This is a genomic window from Halomonas kalidii, assembly GCF_030010475.1.
Lineage (GTDB): Bacteria > Pseudomonadota > Gammaproteobacteria > Pseudomonadales > Halomonadaceae > Halomonas > Halomonas heilongjiangensis.
On sequence record NZ_JASCQN010000042.1, the window covers coordinates 18898 to 44545 of the forward strand.

Here is a 25648-nt window from a genome sequence, read left to right on the forward strand (position 1 = left end):
GTTTTCCTTGAGTCGTTCATGCGGTAAAGGGAAGTCACTGGCTGGCTGAGTCGATGCGGCAGCCGCTTTCCGCCTCGTCATACCCCAGCGAGTCGAGGTCGGTCACGGGGTGCAGGAAGCCGTCGAACGGTGCGGTGGCGACGAGCCCCTGGGGGTGGACCAGCGGAATCGGCTGGCGGAGTTGGCCGTTCCATGGGCGATAGCTGAGCTTGCGGCCCTTGAAGGCGGCCAACTGGAAGTCGTCGGAGAACAGGAAGTCGCGAATCGCCCCGGCATCCGTGGCCTCGAGCCGGGTCACGGCGGCCGCCACGGAGCGCACGCCGGCCCAGGCGGCATAGTCGTCGCCGGTCATGTCACGGCCGGCCAGATCGTGGAAGCGGTTCTGCAGCTGGGCGGCCCCCCAGCTCTCGATGACCCGGTGCCAGGCCACCGGCGACATGCCCTGAGTGCCCACCACCGGACGGGGCAGCCAGGTATTGAACGGCACGTACTCGCCGAAGTCTCCCCGCACATCGGCCACCACCACGGCATCGTAGTCGTCCGCCTGGGTAAACAGGGGCAGTTCCTGGGACGCCGTACGCCGCAGGTCGGCGTCGAAGGTCCAGGGCTTGTCGGCCACCAACGCCACGCCGAAACGGACGGCCGCACGACGGAAGGCCTCGGCCCAGGCCCTGTCGCTGTCGGTCGGGCCGGTGATCAGGAATACCTTCTTCCAGCGCCGCAGGTTGAGCCATTGCGCCAGGCCATCCGCCAGCATGGCGTAGCTGGGTTGGGTGTGAAGGACATGGGGACGGCACGCCGTCACGCGCAACTCATCGTCCCTGGCACCGGCGTTGAACAGCAGCGCTTCACCCGCCGTCTTGTCCGCCATGGTACCCAGTGTATCGGCCGGAACACGCAGCACGAACAGGGTGATTCCCTCGTCAAGCATCTGCTCGAGGACGTCCTGTGCCTGGTCCTCGGAGTCCACCACCCGCGACGTCAGGGCGTAATGATGTTCCAGGAATCGGCCGGTGGTGTTGCTGTCCTCGATGCCCAGCTCGGCGCCACGCAGGCCGGCGTCTTCCGGCTCGGGGGTGACGTTGGAAAGGACGGGGCCCTGGTCCACGACCCACTGGATATAGCCGATGCGGACATCCATCCCGGAGGCCGTCAGCGGAGCCGATACCCAGCACGTGAATACCAAGAATATGAGGGATTTCAGATGAATTCGCATGGGGCGCCTCTCTACTTGTCGTTATGCCCATGAGCTTAGGGAAGACGAGAGAGCACGAAAATATTCAGAAAGTAGCAATACGCCTGTACGAAAGAACTATTCCCTGCGTTCGAGACCCCCTGCAGGCATTGACAAGGTCATCAATGATGGGATGAAGGCGTGCACTCATTCCTTGGCGCCTCTTCCTCGAGGCTACTACCAAGGAACAGGAGCGAGGGCTCGAAAGTGGCATTCAGGGGGCGGGGAGGGGTTTCTAGACTGGGAGCAGATCGCCCGTCCGCCCATCGATCGCGGTGGATCGGTCCTCAGCTATCCAACAGAGGTATTCGGTATGACAATTCCCTTTCCCCTCAAAGCATGCGTCGCTGCCGGCCTGTTCGGGTGGGCGGCACTGGTCATGGGCCATGGCGACGTGACCCCCCAGGAAGTCGATACCGGGAGCCTCCCCGAGCTGGGTTCCGAGCCATTGATGGAGAACCCGTTCCGGGCCGGCAACGAGCACGGTGACTACAACGAGGAGGCGATCGAGGTCGGGGAGAGCGGGTATTCCGGCAACTGCGCCGCCTGCCATGGCATCCAGGCGCAGTCGGGGGGGCTGACGCCGGACTTGCGCGAACTCGAAGAGTGGGATGACGAATACTTCATCGGTCGTGTGCTGAACGGGACCGATCGGGGCATGCCATCCTTCAAGAGCAACCTTGACCAGAACGCCATCTGGGCGATCAAGACCTATGTCGAGTCGGTCAAGGAGTGACGCCACGGTTCCATGAAAGTGAGGGGGAGGAGTCATGTCGTTGACTCGATGGCTTGCCGTTTTGACACTGGCATGGAGCGCATTCTCGAGTGCGAGCGAGTCGATCCTCGAGCGTGCTCCCGAGAGGACCTATGACATCGTCATCGAGTCGGGCTACTTGAATGTCGGGGTCTATCGTGACTTTCCGCCCTACTCCTACGAGAAGGAAGGGGAGGCAGTCGGCGTCGATATCGATATCGGAAAGCGGATCGCCGCAGGGTTGGGGGTGGACTTCCGGGTGCACTGGATCACGCCCGATGAAACCCTGGATGACGACCTGCGCAACAACGTCTGGAAAGGGCACTACCTGGCCAAGCGGCGCATTGCCGATGTCATGCTGAGGGTCCCGTATGACAAGCAATACGCCTATATGCGCGACTCCACCGGTGAGGTGATCAACGATCAGGTCGTGATGTTCGCGCCCTACCAGCGGGAGCAATGGCAGATCGCCTTCGATCCCGACGATATCGAGTCGGTCGAGACGATAGCGGTATTCCAGTACCACCCCATCGGCGTCGAGATCGACACCCTGCCGGCGACATACCTGACGTCTGCCTTCGCGGGTCAGTTGCGCGGCAATACGCACCATTTCGCCAACATGAGTCAGGCCTTCAAGGCGATGGTCGACGATGAGGTAAGCGCGGTCATGGGAATGCGGGCCGAGATCGACCATGAGCTGGGTATCCGTTCTGGCCAGGGTTTCGAGGCGGCCGGCAATGGCTTTCCGGGAATGGGCAGGCAGGCCTGGGATGTCGGCATGGCAGTCAAGCACACCCACCGGCAGCTGGGATATGCGATCGAAGAGATAGTGGATCGTATGGTGCGTGAGGGCGAGATCGCAGAGATCTTCGATCGCCATGGGTTGCGCTACGGCATGCCCGCGTTCTACGAGGAAATCCTGGGCACCGAAGAGGGGAACTCGTCGTGAAGGACGCTGGATACTGCTGATTGGCCTGGCGCACGCGCCCTCGATAACCGCAGGCACTCCCTGCGGTTTTTTGTGTTCTTGAAGGTCTTACTACCAAGTGATGAGGGAAGTCGTGCGAGGGTTCGATTGTTGCCGGAAACCTTGCCGACAAGAATTGCCGGGGAGACGGGAAGATTTCCCGGAGTGCCGCGACATCCTGAAAACAAGAGAGTGAGAGCGCAACCATGAAATTGAATCCAGTCGGTCGACAGTTTGCCCTCAGTGCCCTCGCGCTGGCCGTGTCCTCTGGTGCATATGCGGTCACCGATGAGGATATCATGAACGATCACGAAACGGCCGATACCGTGGTCAGCTACGGCATGGGGCTGCAGGGTCAGCGCTACAGTGCCATCGATATCCTGAATACGGACAACGTCCAGTCCCTGCAGCCGCTCTGGGCCTTCTCGTTCGGTGGCGAGAAGATGCGCGGCCAGGAATCCCAACCCCTGGTCGAGGATGGCGTGATGTACGTCACGGCCTCCTATTCGCGTGCCTATGCCATCGACGCCAGGACCGGCGAGGAAATCTGGCAGTACGATGCCCGCTTGCCGGATGGCATCATGCCGTGCTGTGACGTGATCAATCGCGGCGGCGCCCTGTATGGCGATCTGTTCTTCTTCGCGACCCTCGATGCCAAGCTGGTCGCCCTGAACAAGGAGACGGGCAAGGTAGTATGGATCAAGCCGGTGGCGGACTATCAGGAAGGGTATTCCATCACCGCTGCCCCGATGATCGTCAAGGGCAAGCTGATCACCGGTGTCTCCGGTGGTGAGTTCGGCATCGTCGGCAAGGTCGAGGCGTATGATCCGGCTACCGGGGACAAGCTCTGGACTCGTCCGACCGTCGAAGGCCACATGGGCTATGTCTACCAGGATGGCGAAGCCATCGAGAACGGGATTTCCGGTGGAGAGGCCGGCAAGACCTGGCCGGGTGACATGTGGAAGACCGGCGGTGCGGCAACCTGGCTGGGTGGGACCTACGATCCGGATACCGACTCGCTGTTCTTCGGTACCGGCAACCCGGCACCCTGGAACTCGCACCTGCGCCCCGGGGACAACCTCTTCTCTTCCTCCCGGGTGGCGCTCGACCCCGATGACGGCAGCATCAAGTGGCACTTCCAGACCACGCCCAACGACGGCTGGGACTATGACGGCGTCAACGAACTGATCTCCTTCGACTACGAAGAGAACGGCACGACCGTCAAGGCGGCCGCTACCGCCGACCGCAACGGCTTCTTCTATGTCCTCGATCGTAGCGACGGCAGCTTCATCCGTGGCTTCCCGTTCGTCGACGAGATCACCTGGGCCGAGGGGCTCGACGAGAACGGTCGGCCGATCTTTACCGAGGGGCGGCCAGGCGACCCCGCCGATGTGGAGGGCGAGAAAGGCGAGAGCGTGCTGGCCCGGCCGGCCTTCCTGGGGGGCAAGAACTGGATGCCCATGGCCTATAGCCAGGATACCGGCCTGTTCTACGTGCCCTCCAACGAATGGGCCATGGATATCTGGAACGAACCGGTCTCCTACAAGAAGGGGGCGGCCTATCTGGGAGCGGGGTTCACCATCAAGCCGGCCAACGAGGACTACATCGGGGTGCTCAGGGCCATGGATCCCAAGACCGGTGAGGAAGTCTGGCGCCATGAGAACCGTGCCCCGCTGTGGGGCGGTGTCATGGCCACGGCAGGCAACCTGGTGTTTACCGGCACCCCGGAGGGCTACCTGAAGGCGTTCGATGCCAGAACCGGTGAAGAACTGTACCGCTTCAATACCGGCTCCGGGGTCGTCGGTACGCCCATCACCTGGACCATGGACGGCGAACAGTATGTCTCCGTCGCCTCGGGCTGGGGGGGCGCGGTGCCGCTGTGGGGGGGGGAGGTCGCCAAGGTCGTCAAGGACTTCAATCAGGGGGGCATGCTGTGGACCTTCAAGCTCCCGGCGGAGCACGCCGGCCAGGACCTGGCCGATCGCTGAGCGCTGCCCGGCCCGGTGTTGCCGGGCCCGGTGTTGCCGGGCCGGGTACCGACCCCGAGGCTCGCGACCTACGACCAAAGGCCCCCGTCGTTCCCCCCCATAGCAGCATGGGCCGTTCGTCAGATTTCGCTACGCTCTACACAGGCCCGGTCAACGACTACGGCACCTCGCCGGCCGCCGAGCCACCAGAGATCTCCATACACGCAGGAGTGCACGTCATGATCTACGCCAATCCCGGTAGCACTGGATCGGTCGTTTCCTTCGAGAAACGCTACGGCAACTACATCGGCGGTGAGTTCGTCGCCCCGGTCAAGGGCCAGTACTTCGACAACATCAGCCCGGTCAACGGTGAGGTGATCTGCGAGATCCCGCGCTCCACTGCCGAGGACATCGAGCTGGCGCTGGACGCCGCGCACGCCGCCGCGCCCGCCTGGGGCAAGACCTCCGCCGCCGAGCGCTCCAACCTCCTGCTGAAGCTCGCCGATCGCATCGAGCAGAACCTGGAGATGCTCGCCGTGGCCGAGACCTGGGACAACGGCAAGGCGGTGCGCGAGACGCTCAACGCCGACCTCCCGCTGGCGGTCGATCACTTCCGCTACTTCGCCGGTTGCATCCGCGCCCAGGAGGGCACTGCCGCCGATATCGACGCCAACACCGTGGCCTATCACTTCCACGAGCCGCTGGGGGTGGTGGGGCAGATCATCCCCTGGAACTTCCCGCTGCTGATGGCCGTCTGGAAGCTCGCCCCGGCACTGGCCGCCGGCAACTGCGTGGTGCTCAAGCCCGCCGAGCAGACCCCGGCGTCGATCCTCAAGCTGATGGAGCTGGTCGGCGACCTGCTGCCGGCCGGGGTGGTCAACGTGGTCAACGGCTATGGCGCCGAGGCGGGTCAGGCCCTGGCCACCAGCAAGCGTATCGCCAAGATTGCCTTCACCGGCTCCACCCCGGTGGGCGCGCACATCCTCAAGTGCGCCGCCGAGAACATCATCCCCTCCACCGTGGAGCTGGGCGGCAAGTCGCCGAACATCTACTTCGCCGACATCATGGATGCCGAGCCGGAGTTCATCGACAAGGCCGCGGAAGGGCTGGTGCTGGCCTTCTTCAACCAGGGCGAGGTGTGCACCTGTCCGTCGCGGGCGCTGATCCAGGAGAGCATCTACGACGCCTTCATGGCCAAGGTCATGGAACGGGTGGGCAAGATCAAGCGCGGCAATCCGCTGGATACCGACGTTCAGGTCGGCGCCCAGGCGTCCCAGGAGCAGTTCGACAAGATCATGTCCTACATGGAGATCGCCCGCGAGGAGGGCGCCGAGTTCCTCACCGGCGGCGACAAGGAGAGCTTCGACCCGGCCTACGACAAGGGGTATTACATCCAGCCGACGCTGCTCAAGGGCAACAACAGCATGCGCGTGTTCCAGGAGGAGATCTTCGGCCCGGTGGTCGCGGTGACCACCTTCAAGGACGAGGCCGAGGCGCTGGCCATCGCCAACGACACCGAGTTCGGCCTCGGCGCCGGGGTGTGGAGCCGCGACATCAACGTCGCCTTCCGCATGGGGCGGGGTATCCAGGCCGGCCGGGTGTGGACCAACTGCTACCACCAGTACCCGGCGCATGCCGCCTTCGGTGGCTACAAGAAGTCCGGCGTGGGCCGCGAGACCCACAAGGTGGCCCTCGAGCACTACCAGCAGACCAAGAACCTGCTGGTCAGCTACGACACCAACCCGCTGGGCTTCTTCTGAGGCCGGGGTCACGACGCCGTGAAGGCATTTCTCGCAAGGCAAGCCGTGTAGTGTCAGCGGTGAGAAGCTTGGGGCACGACGCGAGTCGCGCCCCTTTTTTACGGCGTCAGCTGCTGACCGTGACCCCGGTCAAGGGGCGCCATGATATTTCCGCTCCGGCGCTTGCCGTCCGTGAGACGGCATTCCCCCGGGCGTACGATGAGGGTGAATTCCCTTCTAGCCTCCAGAGCCCCTGACGCCAACATCCACCGGCAACCGGATGGGTTGCCTCGAGAGGAGAGTCGAGATGGACAAGACGATGAAAGCCGCCGTGGTGCGGCAGTTCGGTGAGCCCCTGGCCATCGAGGAGGTCGAGGTGCCGCGCCCCGGTCCGGGCGAGGTGCTGGTAAAGATCGCCGCCTCCGGGGTCTGTCATACCGACCTGCATGCCGCCCACGGCGACTGGCCGGTCAAACCCAGTCCGCCCTTCATTCCCGGGCACGAGGGGGTCGGTCACGTGGCGGCCGCGGGCGCGGGGGTCAAGCACGTCAAGGAGGGCGATCGGATCGGGGTGCCCTGGCTGCACTCCGCCTGCGGCCACTGCGAGCACTGCCTGGGGGGTTGGGAGACCCTGTGCGAGACCCAGCAGAACACCGGCTATTCGGTGAACGGCGGCTTCGCCGACTACACCCTGGCCGTCGCCGACTACGCCGGCCACCTGCCTGATAGTGTCGGTTTCGTCGAGATCGCACCGGTGCTATGCGCGGGCGTCACCGTCTACAAGGGGCTCAAGGTGACCGATACCCGCCCTGGCCAGTGGGTGGTGATCTCGGGGATCGGCGGGCTGGGGCACATGGCGGTGCAGTACGCCAGGGCCATGGGGCTCAACGTGGCCGCGGTCGACATCGACGACGCCAAGCTGGCGCTAGCCGAGCGGCTGGGGGCCAGCGTCACCGTCAATGCGGCCAAGACCGACCCGGTTGCCTACCTGAAGAAGGCGATCGGCGGTGCCCATGGGGTGCTGGTGACCGCGGTGTCGCCCAAGGCCTTCGAGCAGGCCCAGGGCATGGTGCGCCGCGGCGGCACCATCTCGCTCAATGGCCTGCCGCCCGGTGATTTCCCGCTGCCGATCTTCGAAACCGTGCTCAACGGCATCACCGTGCGCGGTTCGATCGTCGGCACGCGCCAGGATCTCCAGGAGGCGCTGGACTTTGCCGGTGAGGGCAAGGTCAAGGCGACGGTGGCCACCGATCGCCTGGAGAACATCAACGAGGTGTTCAAGAGGATGCTCGACGGCCAGATCGAGGGTCGTATCGTGCTCGACATGGCCGGCTGAACGCCGACCGGCGACGACCCGTGGGGCGCGACCTTGGTCGCGCCCCGTGTCGTTGCTGTCACCGGCCTCGGCGCTACCGAAGCCCACCGCGTCCCGGTAGCGTGTTCTGCTGGCTCCCCGATAATCCCAGCACCCGGGCCTCCTGCCGTCGTCGTTGCCTGAGATCCCACAGGGTGGCGGCGGCCAGCAGCACGAAGCCGGCCAGCTCGACCGAGGCGTGATAGTCGACGAACAGCGCGTAGAGGATGGTGGCGCTGCCCGCCGTCGCCAGCAGCGTCGGGCCGACGGCGTGATGGCGCCGGATGCCGGCGGCCAGCGTTGCCAGGGTCAGCAGCACGAAGGCGGCGATGGCAAGCGTCCAGGCCCCCTCGTCGAGGGCCAGGCCAATGCCCAGCAACGGCAGCAGGCCGACCAGCGCCAGGGTGCCGTAGCAGCTCAGCAGCGCCAGGCACAGGGCCGCGATGCCGAGCAGCCCGCGGCGGCGCAACAGCAGCAACCAGCGCCTGGGGTCGCGCCGCTGCCACCACTGCCGCAGGTGCGAGGGTCCCGATTCACCGCGGCGCATGCCGACCTCGATGGCATGGGCGCCGAAGCTCGCCGCGACCTCTCGGGTCTGGGCGCTGGGGCTCAGGGCGAAGTAGTCGTGGCTGCCCACCACCTCGACCTCCTCGAAGCCGGCCTCCGCGAACAGCGCCAGTAGCTCCTCCCTGACGGTGGCCCCCACCACGCACTCGACCCACAGGCGCGGGTCCTCGTGACAGTCCACCGAGACTGGACGATGGATCACCACGTCGGCGAGCTGAAGGCGCCCACCGGGCTTGAGCACCCGGAACATCTCGGCGACGGCGCGACGCTTGTCCGGTACCAGGTTGAGGGCACCGTTGCTGGTGATGCTGTCGACGCTGGCATCGGGCAGCGGCAGCCGCTCCGCCGAGCCCTGGACCACACTCAGATTGTCGGTGCCGGCGGCGGTGATCTTGAGCTTGCGGGTCATGGCGGCGGTGAGGTCCAGGGCGATGACCCGGCCGTCGGGGCCGACGAGGCGGCCGGCGATCAGCGAGTCGTTGCCGGCGCCGGCGCCGAGGTCGAGCACCCGGTCGCCGTAGTGAATGGCCCTGGCCCGGAAGGGGTAGCCGACGCCGGCGAAGGAGGCCAGCAGCGGAGGCGGCAGGTCCGCCAGCTGCTCCTCGGGGTAGCCGAGCGCCCGGCAGGCCGAGCCACCGACGGGGAAGTGGAAGGGGGAGTCCGGGGTGTCGGCCACGGCACTGTACATGCCCTGGACGGCATCGCTGATCTGCCGGGGCGAGTACCCGAGTATGGCTACCATGAGAATTCTCCTCCCGGGGCGGGGCGATCCGCCTAGTCGTCGAACTGGTCGAGCAGGCTGCGGATGCGGTGACGCAGACGCGTCGGGGCCTTCACCGTGCCGGCGGCTTCCACCCTGGCCCGTAGTCGTTTCTCGAATTCGGCGCGTGTGAAGCAGTCGCGGCAGCGGCTCAGGTGTCGCTCGATATCGGCCGCCTGCCGGTGATCCAGCTCACGGTCGAGATAGTCGAAGAGCCGCTCGATGACCTCCTCGCAGCTCGGCTCCCTTGGGTTCATGATCGCGGCCCTCCCTGCCCCGGGTGGTGGGGTGTCACGCCCGCCTCCCTGGCCTGCTCCCAGAGCGTCTTCTGCAGCCGGGCACGCGCCCGGTTCAGCCGCGAGCGCACCGTGCCCAGCGGGATGCCGAGCAGGCGAGACACCTCGTCATACGTATAGCCCTGCACCTCCACCAGCACAATCGTCACCCGGAAGGGGTCGGGGAGGGCGTCCAGGGCTCGCTGCAGGTCCTCCTGCAGCAGGCTGTTGAAGAACTGCTCCTCCAGGCTGCCCCACCAGAGCAGGAAGGGCTGATGCAGTTGCTGGAAGAGGGTGAAGTCGCCGGTGTCGAGGTCGTCCGGGGACGGCGGTTCGTTGCCACCGGGGGCCTGGGGGCGACTCTGCCGCCGCCGCCACTCGCTGATGAAGGTGTTGGTGAGGATATGGAACAGCCAGGCCTCGAAGCGCTCGGGATCGCGCAGCTTGTCGAGCCGGGTCCAGGCCTTGCCGACCGCCTCGGCGACGATGTCCTCGGCATCGTCCGGATGGCGGGTGAGGCGCAGGGCCGTGCCGTAGAGCCGGTCCATCAATGGCTCCAGGCGTTGTTCGAACCACTGCCGGCGGCTGGCCGCATCGCGGTAGCTCATGAAGGCTCCCGAGTCGTCCCGATGGGGCATGGCGGGCCACGGCATCGGGGGGCTGGTGAACGGGCTGGCAAGGGGCATGGCTCACCTCTTGGAGCATGGGACGCGCGCCGGCGGCGGGCAAGTCGAGGGTATGGCAGGGACGCGGCGACCGGCCCCCGGGTTCCCGTCCCGTGCCGGGAACCATCCCGAAGGCGGCTGCGTCCTGGGGGCACACGGCACTCGGGTGTCGTGCCACGCCAAGCCGAAGAGGAGAGAGAGCATGACCATCACGGCAGCTTCCACGTCCCGTGCCCCATCCACCTCACCCGCGGTGGATCGCCGCGAGCTCGAGGCGCGGGTCAAGGCGATGTATCGCGAGGTGGCCGAGACGCCGGAGGGGGACTTCCACTTCGAGATGGGGCGGGCGCTGGCCGAGCGGCTGGGCTATGAACCGAACGCCCTGGACCGGATCCCCGCCGCGGCCATCGACTCCTTCGCCGGGGTCGGTCACTTCCTCGACCTGGCCGAGCTCCTGCCCGGCGAGACGGTGCTCGACCTCGGCAGTGGTTCCGGCATGGACAGCCTGCTCGCCGCCCTCGCGGTGGAGCCCGAGGGACGGGTGCTGGGGCTCGACATGACCGAGGCCCAGCGCGAGAAGGCGTCAGGGCTGGCCGCCGAGGCGGGCTTTACCAACGTCGAGTTCCATGCCGGCTACATCGAGTCACCGCCCTTCGCCGACGGCAGCGTCGACGTGGTGATCAGCAACGGCGTCATCAACCTGTCGGCGGACAAGCCGCGGGTCTTCGCCGAGGCGGCCAGGGTGCTGCGCCCCGGCGGGCGGCTGGCGCTCGCCGACATCGTCACCGAGGCGCCGCTGCCGGAGAAGGTCTCCTGCAACGCCACCCTGTGGGCCGCCTGTATCGGCGGGGCCAGCCAGCAGGACGACTACCGTGCAGCCATCGAGGCGGCGGGTCTCACTGTCCGGATCGTCCGCGAGCACCCCGAGTACCGCTTCCTGACCGAATCGGCTCGGGGTGCCAGCGAGACCTACGGCGTCAAGAGCATCTCGTTGCTGGCCATCAAGGCCTAGACAACCAGGCGTTCATCCGAGAGAGGAGAGGTACCATGAAAGCCATCATCAAGCAGTCAGCACTGGCCCTGGGGCTGGTCGCGGCCCTGCCCATTACCGCGGCACTCGCCCAGGATGACGATGCCTTGCCGGCAGGCTTCCAGACCGAGCCGGTTCTGAAGACGACCACGACCCGCGACGGCGACGCCATCGCCTGGCAGCAGGGATCGCCGGAGATCGTCTCGGTGATCGGCACCATCGAGCCCGGTGGGCGTACGCCCCTGCATCAACACCCGGTCCCGGTCTTCGTCTATATCCTCGAGGGCGAGGTCGAGTTGCGCACCGAGGGTGGCGATCCCCATGTCTACGGGCCGGGAGAGGCCTATATCGAGGCCCTCAACCGGGACCATCAACTCTTCAATGTCTCGGATAGCGACGCCAAGGTACTGGTGGTGTTCGCCGGGACGGAAGGCCAGCCCACGACGGTGGCGAGCGAGTAAGCCGTGAGCTCGGTTGTGGCGGGGCCGAGGCTGCTGAGGGATGCCCCCGTGCAACCGAACCCACCGATGTATCGCAGGGGCGCTGCACGCCGGGCATGGAGTGCGGCGCTCTTGCGATAGCGGGACAGCACGCTAGCATGGCGGGAATACCCCGACGAAAAGGAGCCGGGTCATGTGGCGACAGCAGGAACTGCGCCTGGCGCCGCGCCCGCGCGGCTTTCACCTGATCACCGACGAGGTCGCCGACGGCCTGCCCGGGTTGCGGGAGGTGTCGACGGGGCTGCTGCACCTGCAGCTGCTGCACACCTCGGCGTCGCTGACGCTCAACGAGAACGCCGACCCGGACGTGCGCCACGACCTGGATGCCTTCCTGCGCGAGCGCATTCCCGGCGACCTGCCCTATTTCCGCCATACCCTGGAGGGCCCCGACGACATGCCGGCCCATATCTGCGCCAGCCTGCTCGGCACCCAGTTGACCCTGGCGGTGCGCGGCGGCCGTCTGGCGCTGGGGACCTGGCAGGGCCTGTGGCTCGGCGAGCATCGCGACCACGGCGGTGCCCGCCGGCTGATCGCCACCCTGCAGGGTGAATGAGTCACGGCGAGGCGCGCTCAGCCCCCGGGGCGAGCTCTCATGGCCGCATCACCATCTTCGCATCGGTGAGCCGCTTGACCACACTCTTGTAGCTGTTCTTGAGGATCACCATCTCGCCGCTGGCCAGGATGACCACGGCCACCGGCTCGTGGCGCGGCTCGTTTTCCGCCTCGGCCTCGGGACGAATCTGCGCGATCTGGTCGAGATGCAGCAGCAGGACGTACGCCTCCTCCGTGGTGGGATAGTCGGTGATGACCTCGAGGAATCGGTAACTCATAGTCGTTTAGCTCCATGAGCGGTAGATGGTCCTTAGTCTAGTCGAGGCCCGGCGATGTCTCGTGCGGTGCTGCCAGTCAGTCGCCGGTGAAGATGCTCAGAACCAGCGCGTGGCGCGACTAGGGTCGCTGTTCTTCCAGCCAGTGCCCTGCCAGGCGCCGCGCATGGTCCAGGTGGCGAACGGCGGCCAGGCGGCCGGCTTCGCGATACAGGCCGGCGCGACGCAGCTTCATCACCATCCGCGCCGGCATGCCGATGAAGATCAGCCCCACCCGCTGCGCGCGCAGCTCCTCGACCAGCGACTGCAGGGCAACGATGGCGGTGGCGTCCAGGCTCGGCACGTCGCGCATGTCGAGCATCACCACCCTGACCTCCGGGTCCACCACCCGCAGCGACGAGATCGCCTTCTCGGCGGCGCCGAAGAACAGCGGGCCGTTGACGTCGTAGAGCGCCACCTGACGGGGCAGGTCGCGGGCCAGTTCGCTGTCGTCGGCGTCGAGGCGGCGGGCATGGGTCAGCTCGGCCATGCGGCGGATGAACAGCGCCGCGGCGAGCCCCATGCCCACGGCAACCGCCAGCACCATGTCGAAGATCACCGTGAGCGCAAAGCAGATCACCAGGATCGCCACGTCGCTCGCCGGGGCGCTCTTCAGGGTGTGCAGGAAGTGGCGGGCCTCGCTCATGTTCCAGGCGATGATGAACAACAGGGCGGCCAGCGCCGCCATGGGCACCAGGCCGAGCACGCCGGCCAGGGCCACCACCGCGAGCAACACCACCAGCGAATGCACCACGGCGGCCAGCGGCGAGGCGGCGCCGCTGCGGATGTTGGTGGCGGTGCGGGCGAGTGCGGCGGTGGCGGTGATGCCGCCGAAGAAGGGCACCACGATGTTGCCGATCCCCTGGCCGACCAGCTCGGCATTGGGGTCGTGGCGGGTGCGGGTCAGGCCATCGGCCACCACCGCGCAGAGCAGCGACTCGATGGCCGCCAGCATGGCGATGGCCAGTGCCGGGCCGAGCAGCTCGCGGATCAGCGCGAAGTCCACCGCGAGCGGCGTGCCGTCCGGCCCGGGTAACCGCCAGGGCGCCACCAGGGCCGGGGCGAAGGGCGGGATGCCGCTGCCGCTTCGGCCCTGGAACTCCCAGCCGAAGCGCGAGGCGATGGTGTCGATCTCCACCCCCAGCGGGGTGATGGCGAGCGCGGCCAGGGTACCGACCACCAGGCCCACCAGGGGTGCCGGCACCGGCAGCTCGAGCCGTGGCCAGAGCACCAGGGTGGCCAGCGTCACCAGGCCGATGCCCAGCTCGGCCGGCGCCAGGCTCGGCAGTCCGCGGGCGATGGCGGCCAGGTTGTGCGGGGTGCTGTCGCCGAGCTCGACCCCGGCCAGGCCCAGGAAATCGGGGAGCTGCAGCAGGGCGATCACCACCGCGATGCCCGCGGTGAAGCCCAGCACCACCGGGTAGGGCACGAACTGGATCAGGCTGCCCAGCCGCGCCAGCCCCAGGGCCACCAGGATCAGCCCGGCCATCAGCGTGGCGATCAGCAGCCCGCCGATGCCGTGACTGGCGACGATGGGGAAGAGGATCGCCACGAAGGCGGCGGTGGGGCCGGAGATGTTGAAGCGTGACCCGCCGGTGAGGGCGATGATGGCGCCGGCGACGATCGCGGTGTAGAGGCCGTGCTGGGGCGGCACCCCGGTGGCGATGGCCAGCGCCATGGAGAGCGGCACCGCGACGATGCCGATGGTCAGCCCCGCCATCAGGTCACGCCGCAACTCGGCGAAGCCGTAACCCTGTCGCCAGGCGGCAATCAGGGCGCTACCGGGCATGGGAAGACGGTAAGCAGGGGGGCGGGGTGGGTGGGACATGGCGGTTCCTTGCCGGCGAGACGAGCCCCTTAAGCTACGCCCGGCCGTTGCACTGCCGCAAGGCGGCCAAGGTATGACGGCCCCTGACGCAAGACGGCGACGCCCGCAGGCGTCGCCGTTGTCGTGATGGGCGCCGAGCCGCGGTTCAGGCCTGGGTGGCCTCGGCAGGCGGCTGGCCCACGGCGCCGGGCATGGCCTGGACGTTGCCGCCCTCGCCGGCCAGTGCCAGGAAGTGCAGGTGTCGCTCGTACTCCGAGAGCACGTCACCGATCACCTGGCCGCGGGTATAGCCGTTGAGGTCCTGTCCGGTACCACCCTCGGCCAGGTAGACGTCCAGCCGCACGTAGTAGTCGTCGTCCACCGGCAGGAAGCTCGGTGTGCGCATGCGGTGCGGGCAGACCTGATAGACGAAGCTGGAGGCATTCTCCAGCAGCACCTGCAGGGTCAGGTTCGGCAGCGGCTCGCCCTCGACAGGCTCCTCGGTCACCGTGGCCTCCTGGCCGCGGCTCTCCAGTTCCTGGGCGAACTGGGTCAGCGCGGGCCGGATGGCGTGCTCGATGGTGGCGGCGGCACCGGCGCGTGTCGAGGTGTCCAGGGCGCGGTCGAGGCGCTCGCGCCAGTCGCCACCCGGGGCGGTGCCGGAGACGCGGCGCCGGGCATCGGCCTTGCGACCCTCCAGCTTGAGTGCCTTGTACATGCCCACCATGATCGCGAAGATCACCAGCGAGAAGGGCAGGGCGGTGATCACCACGGCGCTCTGCAGGGCGGCCAGACCGCCGGCCATCAGCAGCGCGATGGTGATCAGGCCGATCACCATCGACCAGAAGATGCGCAGGCGCACCGGGGCGTCGTGGTTCACGTCGGAGAGGATCGAGGTGAAGTTGGCCAGTACCAGGGCGCCGGAGTCCGCCGAGGTGACGAAGAAGACGATGCCCAGCACCGTGACCACGGCGGCGGTGAGTCCGACCCAGGGGTAATGCTCGAGCAGGGTGTACATGGTGGTCTGGGGGGTGTTCAGGGCCTGCTCGCCCAGTTCGACCACGCCCTGGTTGGCGACCAGGTCGATGCCGCTGTTACCGAATACCGACATCCACACCATCATGAAGGCCAACGGGATGAACAGGGCGCCGGCGACGAACTCGCGGATGGTGCGGCCGCGGGAGATGCGCGCCAGGAACAGACCGACGAAGGGGGTCCAGGCGATCCACCAGCCCCAGAAGAAGATCGTCCACCACATCTTCCACTCGTTGGCCGCGTCGCCGGCGAAGGCGTAGGTATCGAAGCTCTTGGCCACGAAGCCCGAGAAGTAGTCGCCGGCATTGTTCACCACCATGTCGAGCAGCTTCAGGGTGTGACCCTGGAAGAGCACGAACAGCAGCAGCGCCAGTGCCAGCAGCATGTTGAACTCGGAGAGCCGGCGGATGCCCTTCTCCACGCCGCTGACCACCGAGATCGTCGCGAGCACGACCACCAGGGCGATCAGGATGATCTGCACCGAGAGGCTCTCGGGCACGTCGAACATGTAGGCCAGACCGTAGTTCAGCTGCATCACGCCGATGCCCAGGCTGGTGGCGATGCCGAACACCGTGGAGATCACCGCGGTGATGTCCACGGCGCTGCCGATGGGGCCGTGGATGCGCTTGCCGAGCAGCGGATAGAGGGCGCTGCGGATGGCCAGCGGCAGGCGGTGGCGATAGCTGAAGTAGGCCAGTGCCATGCCCATCAGCACGTAGAGTCCCCAGCCGGAGAGCCCCCAGTGCATGAAGGTCTGGACCACGGCGGCGCGCATCGCCTCCTGGCTCTCCGGGGTCATGTCCGGTGGCGCCAGGTAGTGGGCCACCGGCTCGGCGACGCTGAAGAACAGCAGGTCGATGCCGATGCCGGCGGCGAACAGCATTGCCGACCAGGAGAGCAGCGAGAACTCCGGCCGCGAGTGGTCGGGACCGAGGCGGATGCTGCCGAAGCGCGAGGCGCCGATGGCGATCACGAAGACCAGGTAGGCCACGACCGCCAGCATGTAGTACCAGCCGAAGGTCTCGCTGACCCAGGCCAGGCCGGCATCGAAGAAGGCACCGGCCTGCTCGGTGAAAAGCATGGTCAGTACGAGGAAGACCAGGATGCCGGCAACCGAACCGTGGAACACGGCCGGATTGAGACGATCCCGTCGTTCGAGGGGGGCATTGTCATGCGCCATGGGACTGACTCCCTGAATGTTGTTGATGTCGAGTCTCACGCCGTCGTCGGGCGACGGGTGGGCAGGGCTGTCGTGCGAGCGTCCGGATGATGTCGTGGTGTGATTTTAATTGAACGCGCAATCAAAATAACGCCAACCGGTACGCCATGCTAGCCCCGGCTCCTCAGGTGTCGCCATTGGACATGAGACGGGTAGCAGCATCGGCACCGCCAGGCTTGACCGGGACGGCGACGGACACCGGCCTCGCCCGGCGGTGTCACCAGGCGAGTGCGTCGTCACCGGGTATCGCTGGCCGTGGTTCGGTGCGTGCTGCATAATGATTTTTTATTGATTGATCGTTCAAATAAAATACGTGCTTCTGGTGTCGGCTGCAACCCTGCGTTGAATGCTGGCACGGCAGCCGGCCCGGGAAATTCCAGGCTGGTGGTCGTGGCGATGGTGATCCTCTACAACGTCCCCGGCATCGCCCTGTGGCTGCCTGGCACGAAAAGGCCCGACACGGAGGTCGGGCCAGGGGGGGAACGCAGCGGGAGAGGGACGGGTCAGCCGTCGTGATGCCAGGGAGAATGGCCGTGGCGCTTGCCATGGGCCTCGTCTCCGCGCGGTCTCATGGCGGCCTTCAATTCCTCCAGTTGCTCGTCACTGAGCAGTTCGGCCAGGCTGGCCTGATGCGTGGCCCGCATGTCCCGCATGGCCTCGCGACGCTCCTCCCGGGAGTCGAAATCCCGGCCGCGCAGCTCCTCGAGATCGGCATAGATCGACTCGCGGGCCTCACGCAGGGCCTCGCGCTCCTCGTCACTGAGCTCCCAGCTGTCGACCAGCGTCTCGAGGCGCTCCTCCATGGCGGCACGACGGCTCTCGCGCCACTCGCTGCGATGCTCCTCGTGCATTTCACGGCGGGCCTCCGCGAGGGCCTCACGCTGCTCCTCGTCGAGGATCCCGTCGACACGCTCGCGGTGCTGCTGGTGCAGCTCGCGCATGGCCTGGTGGTGTTCGCCATGGGCCTCTTCCAGGGCCTCGCGGGTGGTCTCGTCGAGACCGGCGCGCTCGAACAGCGCCTGGCGCTGGGCTTCGCGCTGCTCCCGATACTGCTCCCAGCCCTGATGGCGTCCCTCGCCGTGGGGGCCGGCGGTGGCGGCAAGCGACAGTGGCGCGATGGCGACGGCGAGCAGGGCGGGCAGCAGCAGCTTGCGCGACAGGGATGTCTTCATGGTGGCACTCCTCGAGGGCTTGAGTTGACGATGGCAGTCTCGCCCGGCGCCGTGCAAGGGCGATGCAGCGAAGGTGCAAAGGTCGTGCATCGCGCGCTCTCCTACTCCTCCGGCTGGTACTTGTAGCCGACGCCATAGACCGAGCGGATGATCTCCCGCTCCGGCCACACCTCGCCGATCTTCTTGCGCAACTTCTTGACGTGGCTGTCCACGGTGCGCTCGGAGACGATGCGGTGGTCGCGGTACATGTGATCCATCAACTGGTCGCGGGAGAAGATCCGGCCGGGGGCGTGCATCATCACCCGCAGCAGCTGGAACTCCACCGCGGTCAGGCCCAGGTCCTGGCCGTCGGCCAGCGCCCGCCAGCCGTCGTCGTCGAGCACCAGGTCACTGCCGGTCGCGGTGGCGGGATCCTGGGCCGCCCGGCTGCGGCGCAGTACCGCCTTGACCCTGGCCACCACTTCCCGCGGACTGAAGGGCTTGCAGATGTAGTCGTCGGCGCCGAGCTCGAGGCCCAGCAGGCGGTCCACCTCCTCGACCCGCGCGGTGAGCATGATCACCGCCAGCCGCGGCCAGCGCTGGCGGATCTCGCGGCACAGGGTCAGGCCGTCGGTGCCCGGCAGCATCAGGTCGAGCAGCACCAGGTCGGGGGCCTGGCCGCCCTCCCTGGCGTGTTCGAGCCAGGGCAGTACCGCATCGCCGTGGTCCAGGTGGTGGGTGGAGAAGCCGTTGCCCTCCAGGTAATCGGCGACCAGCCGGGCGATCTTGGGCTCGTCCTCGACGATCAGGACGGTGTCCGCCGGGGTGTCGTGGTAGTTCATGCGAGTCTCTCCCTGAGGCCTGGGTCGTCGAGTGCCGGAAACTCCAGCGTCCAGCATAACCCACCGAGCGCCGATGACGAGGCCACCATGCGTCCGCCATGGGCCTTGACCAGGGCGGAGGCGATGGAGAGCCCCAGGCCGCTGCCGCCACTGGCGCGACTGCGCGAGCCCTCGACCCGGTAGAGGCGTTCGGTCAGCCGCGGCAGTTCCGGTGACGGTACGCCCGGGGCGCTGTCCTCCCAGGTTACCCGGACCCCGTTCGCCAGTGGCTGCACGCTCACCCGGAGCCGGCCGGGGGCGTGCGTGTAGGCACAGGTGTTGTCGAGAAGATTGTTCCACAGCTGGCGCAGGCGCTGGAGATCACCGCGGATCCGGGCCGTGCCGGTGATATCGGTCTCGAGCGTGATGCCACTGTCGGCGAGCCAGCCGCGGGCGTCCTCCAGTCGACCCGCGAGGCTCTCGGCCAGATCCAGCGGGGCGAGCTGGACCTCGAGGGCCCCGGCATCGCTCTGGGAGAGCAGCCGCAGGTCGGCCACCAGGCGCTCGAGCTGGCCCACTTCCTGGGCGAGGGAGTGGAGGTTGTCCTGGTCCAGGGCACGGATGCCGTCCTGCATCGCCTCGATCTCGCCACGCAGCACGGCGAGCGGGGTGCGCAGCTCGTGGGCGATGTCGGAGACCCAGCGCGAGCGCGCCGCGCGGCTGGCCTCCAGGGTGCCGGCCAGGACGTTGAAGTCGCGGGCCAGCCGCGAAAGCTCGTCGCGCCCCCGTTCGGGGAGTCGGATGCTGTAGTCGCCCTCGGTGAGTCGCCGGGTGGCCAGCGCCATGCTGCGGGTGCGCCGGCCCAGCCACCAGGAGAGCCCCCCGGCCAGCAGCAGCGAGGCGATGCCCAGGGAGCCGACGATGATCGCCAGGCTGCGCTGCTGGCGCGCCAGGAAGATGCGATCCATGCGCGCCATCAACTGCTCGGGGGGGCGGTACCCCAGGGTACCGACCCGCTCGCCGTCGTAGACGATGGGTAGCCAGCGCAGCTCGGGGGGAGGCTCATGCTCGTCGGGCGGCGCCGGGGGCAGGCCGATCACCGGCAGGCCGCCGGCGTCGTGGAGCACGAAGTCGCTGGGTTCGCCCAGGCGGCGCTCGATGCCGTGGGGCGGTGGCCCTTCGCCCGGCCACAGCTGGCGGCGCACCAGGCGGTGCCAGGCATCGGGAGAGTGACGCAGCCACTGCCAGTCGCCGCGCCGGGCCCACTCCTCGCCGAGCCCCTCGGCGAGGGTCTCGGCGCGATTGGTCTGGGTGGTGTCGAGGTACTCGATGAAGCCGCGGTCGAGGCTGCGGGACACCGCCAGGAAGACCAGCGCCGAGATGGCCACGTTGACCACCAGGATGATCACGAACAGCTTGATGCCCAGGCGGGACACGGCGGGGCGGGGGAGGCGGGGGCTCATGGGCGACTCGAGACGGAAGAACGGAGACCACAGCATCGCCCGGCGCGATGCAGCCATTGGTCATGCACTGTGCAAGCAAGGTGCAAGCGCTGGCAAGCGAACCTGCCGCTCGGCTCAGGGGCAGGTCTCGCCGATCACCAGTTCGGTGTGCAGCAGGGTCGATTCGGAGGGCGCCAGGCCGAGGATCATGCGAGCGGCCATGCGCCCCTTCTCGACGCTGTCCTGGCGCACCGTGGTCAGCCGCGGGGCGCGGTACTGGCCCTCGGCGATGCCGTCGAAGCCGGTCAGGCGCAGGTCCTCGGGAACGCGCAGGCCGCGCTGCTCGGCCAGGGTGAGGGCGGTGAGGGCGATGCGGTCGGACATGCACAGCAGCAGGTCGGGGCGCTCGGCGTCGGGCAGGTCGAGGATCTCCTCGAGCACCGGGGCACACACCTCGTAGGTGTTCTCCTCGATATTCCACATCGGCACGTCCTCGGGCGCCAAGCCCCGCTCCTCCAGGGCCTGGTAGAAGCCGGCGAGACGCGAGCGGGTGATGGAGCGTTCGGCCGGCAGCAGCTCATGCTCCGCGGTGATGCGGCCGTTGCAGGGGGCCTCGGTGAGCCGCAGGCTGACGATTGCCACTCGGCGTGCCGGAGTGCTCAGGGCATGGCGGGCGACGCGGTAGCTTGAAGGCTCATTATCGATATGCACGGTGGGATAGCCGGCGGGGCTGAAGTCCACGGCCACCAGCGGTCGCTGGGCGGGCAGGTCCGCAGAGACCATCAGGCTTGGTGGCATCAGGCCGTAGGCGATGAAGCCGTCGGCGATGCTCGACGAGCCGGGCGCCTGAGAGATGTGCTGGCGACCCGAGAGCAGCAGCAGGGTATGGCCATGGGCATCCAGTACCTCCGCGATACCGGACAACAGCTCGCTGGCCACGGCATCGTTGATGCTGTAGGTGAGGCTCTCGGCGAGGATCACCGCGATGATCCGCGAGCGTCCGGTGCGCAGGCTGCGTGCCTTGGCGTCGGGGCCGCGGTAGCCCAGCCGCTTGGCTTCGCCGAGGATGCGCTCGCGTAGCCTGGGCGAGAGCTGATCGGGCCGGTTGAAGGCGTTGGAGACGGTCGCCGTGGAGACGCCGAGCTCGCGGGCCAGGTCCTTGAGGGTGGTGCGGCGTGGGGGGGGCACAGGGTGACTCGGCTCCGGGCGGGTATCTTTAACGATTTAGTTAGCAGCCTAGCATAGCGCACCGTGATGCGCGACACCAGGCTCGACGACCTTTCGGGGAGGCCGCCGAGGGGTGCCGTCTCAGGTGATCGCCAACCACGCCGCCTGCCCGGGTTCGAGGCCCAGTTCGCGGCCCTCCAACTGGGGGGCGGCCATGCCCGGCAGGGCCAGGCTCGACCAGCCGTCGGCAGCGGGCACCAGGGCGTCGAGCCGCACCCGTGCCGCGGCGGCCCCCCCGCGACCGAGATGGGCCAGGCACAACAGATGTTGATTGCCCGACTGGCGTACCACCCCGAAGACGTCGGCCGGGAGCTCGGCCGGAGCCAGCAACTGCTGCTTGCCCTGGCGCAGGATATCGCTGTCGGCACGCAGCTTCAGCAGCCGGCGTACCCGGCTCAGCAGGCTGCCGGGGTCGGCCTCCTGGCGCGCCACGGCCAGCGGCCGGTGACGCGGGTCGACCGGCAGCCAGGGCGTGCTGCCGTCCGGGCAGAAGCCGCCATTCGGCGCATCCTCCCAGACCATGGGCGTGCGACAGCCGTCGCGGCCCTTGACCTCCGGCCAGAGGTTGATGCCGAAGGGGTCCCGGAGATCCTCGTAGGCCAGTTCCGCCTCGGGCAGGCCCAGCTCCTCGCCCTGGTAGAGGCACAGGCTGCCGCGCAGCGAACAGAGCACGGTCAGCGCCAGCAGGGCACGTTCCTCGCCCCAACTGGTGGCGCTGCGTTCGACGTCGTGGTTGGAGAGCGCCCAGCAGGGCCAGGCGTCCTCGCCCAGCTCGGCAAAGCGCGCCAGCACGGCGTGCAGCTCGCCGGCATCGCCGGTGGAGTCCAGCAGGTCGAAGGTGTAGGCCATATGCAGTCGCGACTCACCCTGGGTGTAGGCGGCCATGGTCGGCAACTGGTCGTTGCCGGCGATCTCGCCCACGCTGGTGGCGCCCGGGTATTCGTCGAGCAGGGCGCGGATACGCTCCAGGTAGGCGAGGTTCTCGGGCTGCTCGATATTGTGGCGCTGGAACTGGTAGCTCTGGGGATTGCCGGGCTGGACCCGCTCGCGGGGCATCGGCGGGTTGTCGGTCAAGGCCGGATCATGGAAGTAGTAGTTGACCACGTCGAAGCGGAAGCCGTCGACGCCGAGCTCCAGCCAGAAGCGCAGGTTGTCGAGCTGGGCCTGCTGCACCTCGGGGTGGTGGAAGTCGAGGTCCGGCTGGCTGGACAGGAAGTTGTGCAGGTAGTACTGGCGGCGCCGGGCGTCGAAGGTCCAGGCTCGGCCGCCGAAGGCGGCCATCCAGTTGTTGGGGGGCGTGCCGTCGGGCCTGGGATCGGCCCAGACGTACCAGTCGGCCCTGGGATTGGTGCGATCCCGGCGGCTCTCCTGGAACCAGGGGTGCGCATCGGAGCTGTGGGAGAGTACCTGGTCGATGATCACCCGCAGGCCCAGGTCGTGGGCGCGATCGACCAGGACGCGGAAGTCGTCGAGGGTGCCGAACATCGGATCGACGTCGCAGTAGTCGGCGACATCGTAGCCGAAGTCCTTCATCGGCGAGGTGAAGAAGGGCGACAGCCAGATGGCGTCGACGCCCAGGCTCGCCACATGATCGAGCTTCCCGGTGATGCCGGCGAGGTCGCCGATGCCGTCACCATTGGCGTCCATGAAGCTGCGTGGGTAGATCTGGTAGAGGGTGGCGCCGCGCCACCAGTCGTGCCGGTCGTGCGGGCGTTGTTGGGACAGGGTCATGGAAGCCTCGAGGTATCGTGGAGGGCCTGGCGGCCCTCCGTGAGTCAGGGTCTAGCGGAGAGGGTAAGGGGCCGGATTACCAGCGGCGGCTGAGGCGACGCAGCTCGCCCTCGAGCTGCTGCACGGCAGCGGCGCCGTCCTGATTGCCGGAGAGCACCTCGTGCACGCGGTTGAAGAAGGCGTTGGAGACCCGCGGGTAGTCGGTCGCGGTGACCGTGGCGGGACGCGGCACACCGTTGGTCAGGGTCTCGTAGAGGTCGCTCATGGAGGGGTTGCTGGCCAGTACCTCCTCGTCCTGGTAGAGCGCCTCGATGGTGGGATTCATGCCCATCTGGATGGCATGGGCCTTCTGTTGCGCCTCGGAGGTGATGAAGGCGACCAGGTCGGCGGCGATCTCCGGGTGCTCGGAGTAGCGCGACACGGCCCAGTTCCAGCCGCCCAGGGTGGCCGCCGGCTCGCCCTCGGGGCCGTGGGGCAGCGGTGCCATGCCGACCTTGCCGGCCACCTTGCTGCCCTCGGCGTCGGCCAGCGACCAGACGTAGGGCCAGTTGCGCAGGAACAGCGCATTGCCGGACTGGAAGATGCCGCGGGTCTCTTCCTCGGTGTGGTTCAGCGCCCCCTCCGGGGTGATGGTGCCGATCCAGGAGGCGGCCAGGTCCAGGGCCTCGGCGGCGCGCGCGTTGTTGATGGTGAGGTTGCCCTCGGCATCGACGAGGGTGCCGCCGCCGTGGCTGGCCACCCACTCCAGCGCGTTGCAGGTCAGCCCCTCGTAGGCGCGGCCCTGGAAGGTGTAGCCCCAGAAGTCGTCGTTGCCTGCCTCGCGCTCGGCGGCCTGGACCGCCTGGGCGGCTTCGGTCAGCTCCTGCCAGGTCTCGGGGACCTCATGACCGTATTTCTCCAGCAGGTCCCGACGATAGTAGAGCAGACCGGCGTCGGTGAACCAGGGCATGGCCACCAGTCGGCCGTCGACGGTGTTGTTCTCCACCAGGGCCGGGAAGAAGCCCGCGGTGGCGTCCTCGGGGAGGTGATCGGAGAGGTCCACCAGGTGGTCGGCGAGCAGGCCCGGCCAGACGATGTCGACCATGATCACGTCGATGTCGTTGGACTGGCTGCCCAGCAGCTGCTGGTAGAGGGAGAGCTTCTCGGTGGTGTCGTTGGGGGTGGAGACGATGTTGACCTCGTGGCCGGTCTTCTCGGCCCACTGGCGGGCGGCGATCGGGCAGTAGTCGGCGGCATCGCCGGCGCCGCAGGCGATGGAAATATCCGCCGCCAGGGCTTGCTGGGCGGCCAGGGTCGAGCCGCCGAGCAGCAGGCTGCCGAGCAGCAGGCGGCGTGCCGGAGCAAGGCGAGGAAGGGCAGTCATGGGCAGGAAACCTCGTGTTGTCGTTGTGAGGATGGGGCCGGGACCGTCTTCAGGCCACCGAGCGGGCCCGTTTGGCCACCAGGGCGCGGTTCTCGTCGTCGAACAGGTGCACGTGCGCCGGGTCCGGCACCAGGGCCACCTTCTGGCCGACCCGCCACTGACTGGGGGCCTCGCTGCGATGGATCAGCAGGGTGTCGCCGTCCTTGGGCTCCAGGTAGACGTAGACCTCGTTGCCGAGATACTCGACGTTGACGATCTCGAAGCCGTTGTCGCCGGAGGCCGGCGCCAGGCCCAGGTGCTCGGGGCGCACGCCCAGGGTCAGGGCATCGCCGGCGCCGTGGCGGCCGGGATCCTGGGGCAGGCGCAGTTCGCCGATGCCGTTGGTGGTCACCCGGCAGCCCTCGGCGGTGCCGGCCACCAGCTCAGCCGGCAGGAAGTTCATGGTCGGCGAGCCGATAAAGCCGGCGACGAACCTGGTGAGCGGGCGCTGGTAGAGCTCCTGGGGCGAGCCCACCTGCTCGACCCGGCCGGCGTTGAGCACCACGATCTTGTCGGCCAGTGTCATGGCCTCGACCTGGTCGTGGGTGACATAGACCATGGTGGAGCCCAGGCGGTGGTGCAGGCGGGCGATCTCGTTGCGCATCTGCACGCGCAGCGAGGCATCGAGGTTGGAGAGCGGCTCGTCGAACAGCAGGATGCGCGGCTCGCGGGCCATGGCACGGCCCATGGCCACCCGCTGGCGCTGGCCGCCGGAGAGCGCCTTGGGCTTGCGGTGCAGCAGCTCCTCGAGCTGGAGGATGCGCGCGGTGGCCATCACCCGCTCGTCGATGGTCTCGTTGCTTTCCTTGGCCAGCTTGAGGCCGAAGGCCATGTTCTCGTAGACCGTCATGTGGGGGTAGAGGGCATAGGACTGAAAGACCATGCCCACGCCGCGCTCGCGGGGCGGCAGCTCGTTGACCACGGTCTGGCCGATGGAGAGCTCGCCGTCGCTGATCGACTCGAGCCCGGCGATCAGCCGCAGCAGGGTCGACTTGCCGCACCCCGAGGGGCCGACGAAGACCACGAACTCGCCGTCGCCGATCTCCAGGTCGACGTCCTTGATGATATGGGTGCTGCCGAAGACCTTGTTGACCTTGTCGAGTTTGACGCTTGCCATGGGGTGTCTCCTTGCCGG

General features: G+C 67.5%; 22 protein-coding genes. 8 read left to right on the plus strand and 14 right to left on the minus strand.

Annotation, left to right across the window (positions count from 1 at the left end; genetic code table 11):
• Positions 1 to 34: 34 nt before the first annotated feature.
• Positions 35 to 1141 carry an ABC transporter substrate-binding protein gene (locus tag QLQ85_RS13790; RefSeq protein ID WP_282739527.1) on the minus strand — a complete coding sequence of 369 codons (1107 nt, stop codon included), beginning with the start codon at positions 1139 to 1141 and terminating at the stop codon, positions 35 to 37.
• 406 nt (positions 1142 to 1547) lie between these two features.
• Here QLQ85_RS13790 and pedF point away from each other — a divergent pair, with 406 nt between their 5' ends.
• The 5 genes from pedF (at position 1548) to adhP (ending at position 7997) form a co-directional block, all read left to right on the plus strand.
• Entirely contained in the window at positions 1548 to 1970 is a 423-nt protein-coding gene (pedF, locus tag QLQ85_RS13795) for a cytochrome c-550 PedF (protein WP_282739528.1), read from the plus strand.
• 34 nt (positions 1971 to 2004) lie between these two features.
• The gene (locus tag QLQ85_RS13800) at positions 2005 to 2937 is read left to right on the plus strand and encodes a substrate-binding periplasmic protein (protein WP_282739529.1); all 933 of its coding nucleotides are present in this window, start codon (positions 2005 to 2007) and stop codon (positions 2935 to 2937) included.
• A gap of 224 nt (positions 2938 to 3161) precedes the next feature.
• Positions 3162 to 4943 (plus strand): PQQ-dependent methanol/ethanol family dehydrogenase, encoded by a 1782-nt coding sequence (locus QLQ85_RS13805; RefSeq protein ID WP_282739530.1) that lies wholly within the window; start codon positions 3162 to 3164, stop codon positions 4941 to 4943.
• A 218-nt stretch (positions 4944 to 5161) separates the two neighbouring features.
• The gene (exaC, locus tag QLQ85_RS13810) at positions 5162 to 6682 is read left to right on the plus strand and encodes an acetaldehyde dehydrogenase ExaC (protein ID WP_282739531.1); all 1521 of its coding nucleotides are present in this window, start codon (positions 5162 to 5164) and stop codon (positions 6680 to 6682) included.
• Between the two features lie 286 nt (positions 6683 to 6968).
• Positions 6969 to 7997 carry an alcohol dehydrogenase AdhP gene (adhP, locus tag QLQ85_RS13815; protein ID WP_282739532.1) on the plus strand — a complete coding sequence of 343 codons (1029 nt, stop codon included), beginning with the start codon at positions 6969 to 6971 and terminating at the stop codon, positions 7995 to 7997.
• 73 nt (positions 7998 to 8070) lie between these two features.
• On the opposite strand, the gene QLQ85_RS13820 is transcribed toward adhP, so the two are convergent.
• Genes QLQ85_RS13820 through QLQ85_RS13830 form a run of 3 tightly spaced genes read right to left on the minus strand, consistent with a single transcriptional unit; the run spans position 8071 to position 10225 of the window.
• Positions 8071 to 9324 (minus strand): MerC family mercury resistance protein, encoded by a 1254-nt coding sequence (locus tag QLQ85_RS13820; protein ID WP_282739533.1) that lies wholly within the window; start codon positions 9322 to 9324, stop codon positions 8071 to 8073.
• 32 nt (positions 9325 to 9356) lie between these two features.
• Positions 9357 to 9599, minus strand: a complete 243-nt coding sequence (locus tag QLQ85_RS13825; RefSeq protein ID WP_282739534.1) for an anti-sigma factor family protein — start codon at positions 9597 to 9599, stop codon at positions 9357 to 9359.
• Positions 9596 to 10225: an RNA polymerase sigma factor gene (locus tag QLQ85_RS13830; protein WP_282739535.1), complete on the minus strand. Its 630-nt coding sequence runs from the start codon at positions 10223 to 10225 to the stop codon at positions 9596 to 9598. The genes QLQ85_RS13825 and QLQ85_RS13830 overlap by 4 nt, the downstream gene beginning before the upstream one ends.
• A 259-nt stretch (positions 10226 to 10484) precedes the next feature.
• Here QLQ85_RS13830 and QLQ85_RS13835 point away from each other — a divergent pair, with 259 nt between their 5' ends.
• From QLQ85_RS13835 to QLQ85_RS13845, 3 genes are all read left to right on the plus strand, one after another.
• Positions 10485 to 11294, plus strand: coding sequence for a methyltransferase domain-containing protein (locus QLQ85_RS13835; RefSeq protein WP_282739536.1), 810 nt, complete (start codon positions 10485 to 10487; stop codon positions 11292 to 11294).
• Positions 11295 to 11329: 35 nt separating this feature from the next.
• Positions 11330 to 11773 carry a cupin domain-containing protein gene (locus QLQ85_RS13840; protein ID WP_282739537.1) on the plus strand — a complete coding sequence of 148 codons (444 nt, stop codon included), beginning with the start codon at positions 11330 to 11332 and terminating at the stop codon, positions 11771 to 11773.
• Positions 11774 to 11945: 172 nt separating this feature from the next.
• Positions 11946 to 12365 carry a secondary thiamine-phosphate synthase enzyme YjbQ gene (locus tag QLQ85_RS13845; protein ID WP_282739538.1) on the plus strand — a complete coding sequence of 140 codons (420 nt, stop codon included), beginning with the start codon at positions 11946 to 11948 and terminating at the stop codon, positions 12363 to 12365.
• A 37-nt stretch (positions 12366 to 12402) separates the two neighbouring features.
• Here QLQ85_RS13845 and QLQ85_RS13850 read toward each other — a convergent pair whose 3' ends face one another.
• From QLQ85_RS13850 to QLQ85_RS13895, 10 genes are all read right to left on the minus strand, one after another.
• Complete coding sequence (locus QLQ85_RS13850) at positions 12403 to 12642, minus strand: hypothetical protein (protein ID WP_282739539.1); 240 nt, start codon at positions 12640 to 12642, stop codon at positions 12403 to 12405.
• A gap of 118 nt (positions 12643 to 12760) precedes the next feature.
• Complete coding sequence (gene dauA / locus QLQ85_RS13855; protein WP_282739540.1) at positions 12761 to 14506, minus strand: C4-dicarboxylic acid transporter DauA; 1746 nt, start codon at positions 14504 to 14506, stop codon at positions 12761 to 12763.
• 145 nt (positions 14507 to 14651) lie between these two features.
• Positions 14652 to 16700 (minus strand): choline BCCT transporter BetT, encoded by a 2049-nt coding sequence (gene betT / locus QLQ85_RS13860; protein ID WP_282722025.1) that lies wholly within the window; start codon positions 16698 to 16700, stop codon positions 14652 to 14654.
• A 542-nt stretch (positions 16701 to 17242) separates the two neighbouring features.
• Complete coding sequence (locus QLQ85_RS13865; RefSeq protein ID WP_282739541.1) at positions 17243 to 17911, minus strand: Spy/CpxP family protein refolding chaperone; 669 nt, start codon at positions 17909 to 17911, stop codon at positions 17243 to 17245.
• A gap of 101 nt (positions 17912 to 18012) precedes the next feature.
• Positions 18013 to 18732 carry a response regulator gene (locus tag QLQ85_RS13870; RefSeq protein ID WP_282739542.1) on the minus strand — a complete coding sequence of 240 codons (720 nt, stop codon included), beginning with the start codon at positions 18730 to 18732 and terminating at the stop codon, positions 18013 to 18015.
• Positions 18729 to 20174 (minus strand): ATP-binding protein, encoded by a 1446-nt coding sequence (locus QLQ85_RS13875; RefSeq protein WP_282739543.1) that lies wholly within the window; start codon positions 20172 to 20174, stop codon positions 18729 to 18731. The genes QLQ85_RS13870 and QLQ85_RS13875 overlap by 4 nt, the downstream gene beginning before the upstream one ends.
• Before the next feature lie 114 nt (positions 20175 to 20288).
• Positions 20289 to 21341, minus strand: coding sequence for a LacI family DNA-binding transcriptional regulator (locus QLQ85_RS13880; protein ID WP_282739544.1), 1053 nt, complete (start codon positions 21339 to 21341; stop codon positions 20289 to 20291).
• Positions 21342 to 21461: 120 nt separating this feature from the next.
• The gene (locus tag QLQ85_RS13885; protein ID WP_282739545.1) at positions 21462 to 23111 is read right to left on the minus strand and encodes an alpha-amylase family glycosyl hydrolase; all 1650 of its coding nucleotides are present in this window, start codon (positions 23109 to 23111) and stop codon (positions 21462 to 21464) included.
• Between the two features lie 76 nt (positions 23112 to 23187).
• Entirely contained in the window at positions 23188 to 24474 is a 1287-nt protein-coding gene (locus tag QLQ85_RS13890) for an ABC transporter substrate-binding protein (RefSeq protein ID WP_282739546.1), read from the minus strand.
• A 49-nt stretch (positions 24475 to 24523) separates the two neighbouring features.
• On the minus strand, positions 24524 to 25630 hold the full coding sequence (locus QLQ85_RS13895; RefSeq protein WP_282739547.1) for an ABC transporter ATP-binding protein: 1107 nt from the start codon (positions 25628 to 25630) through the stop codon (positions 24524 to 24526).
• Positions 25631 to 25648: the final 18 nt, after the last annotated feature.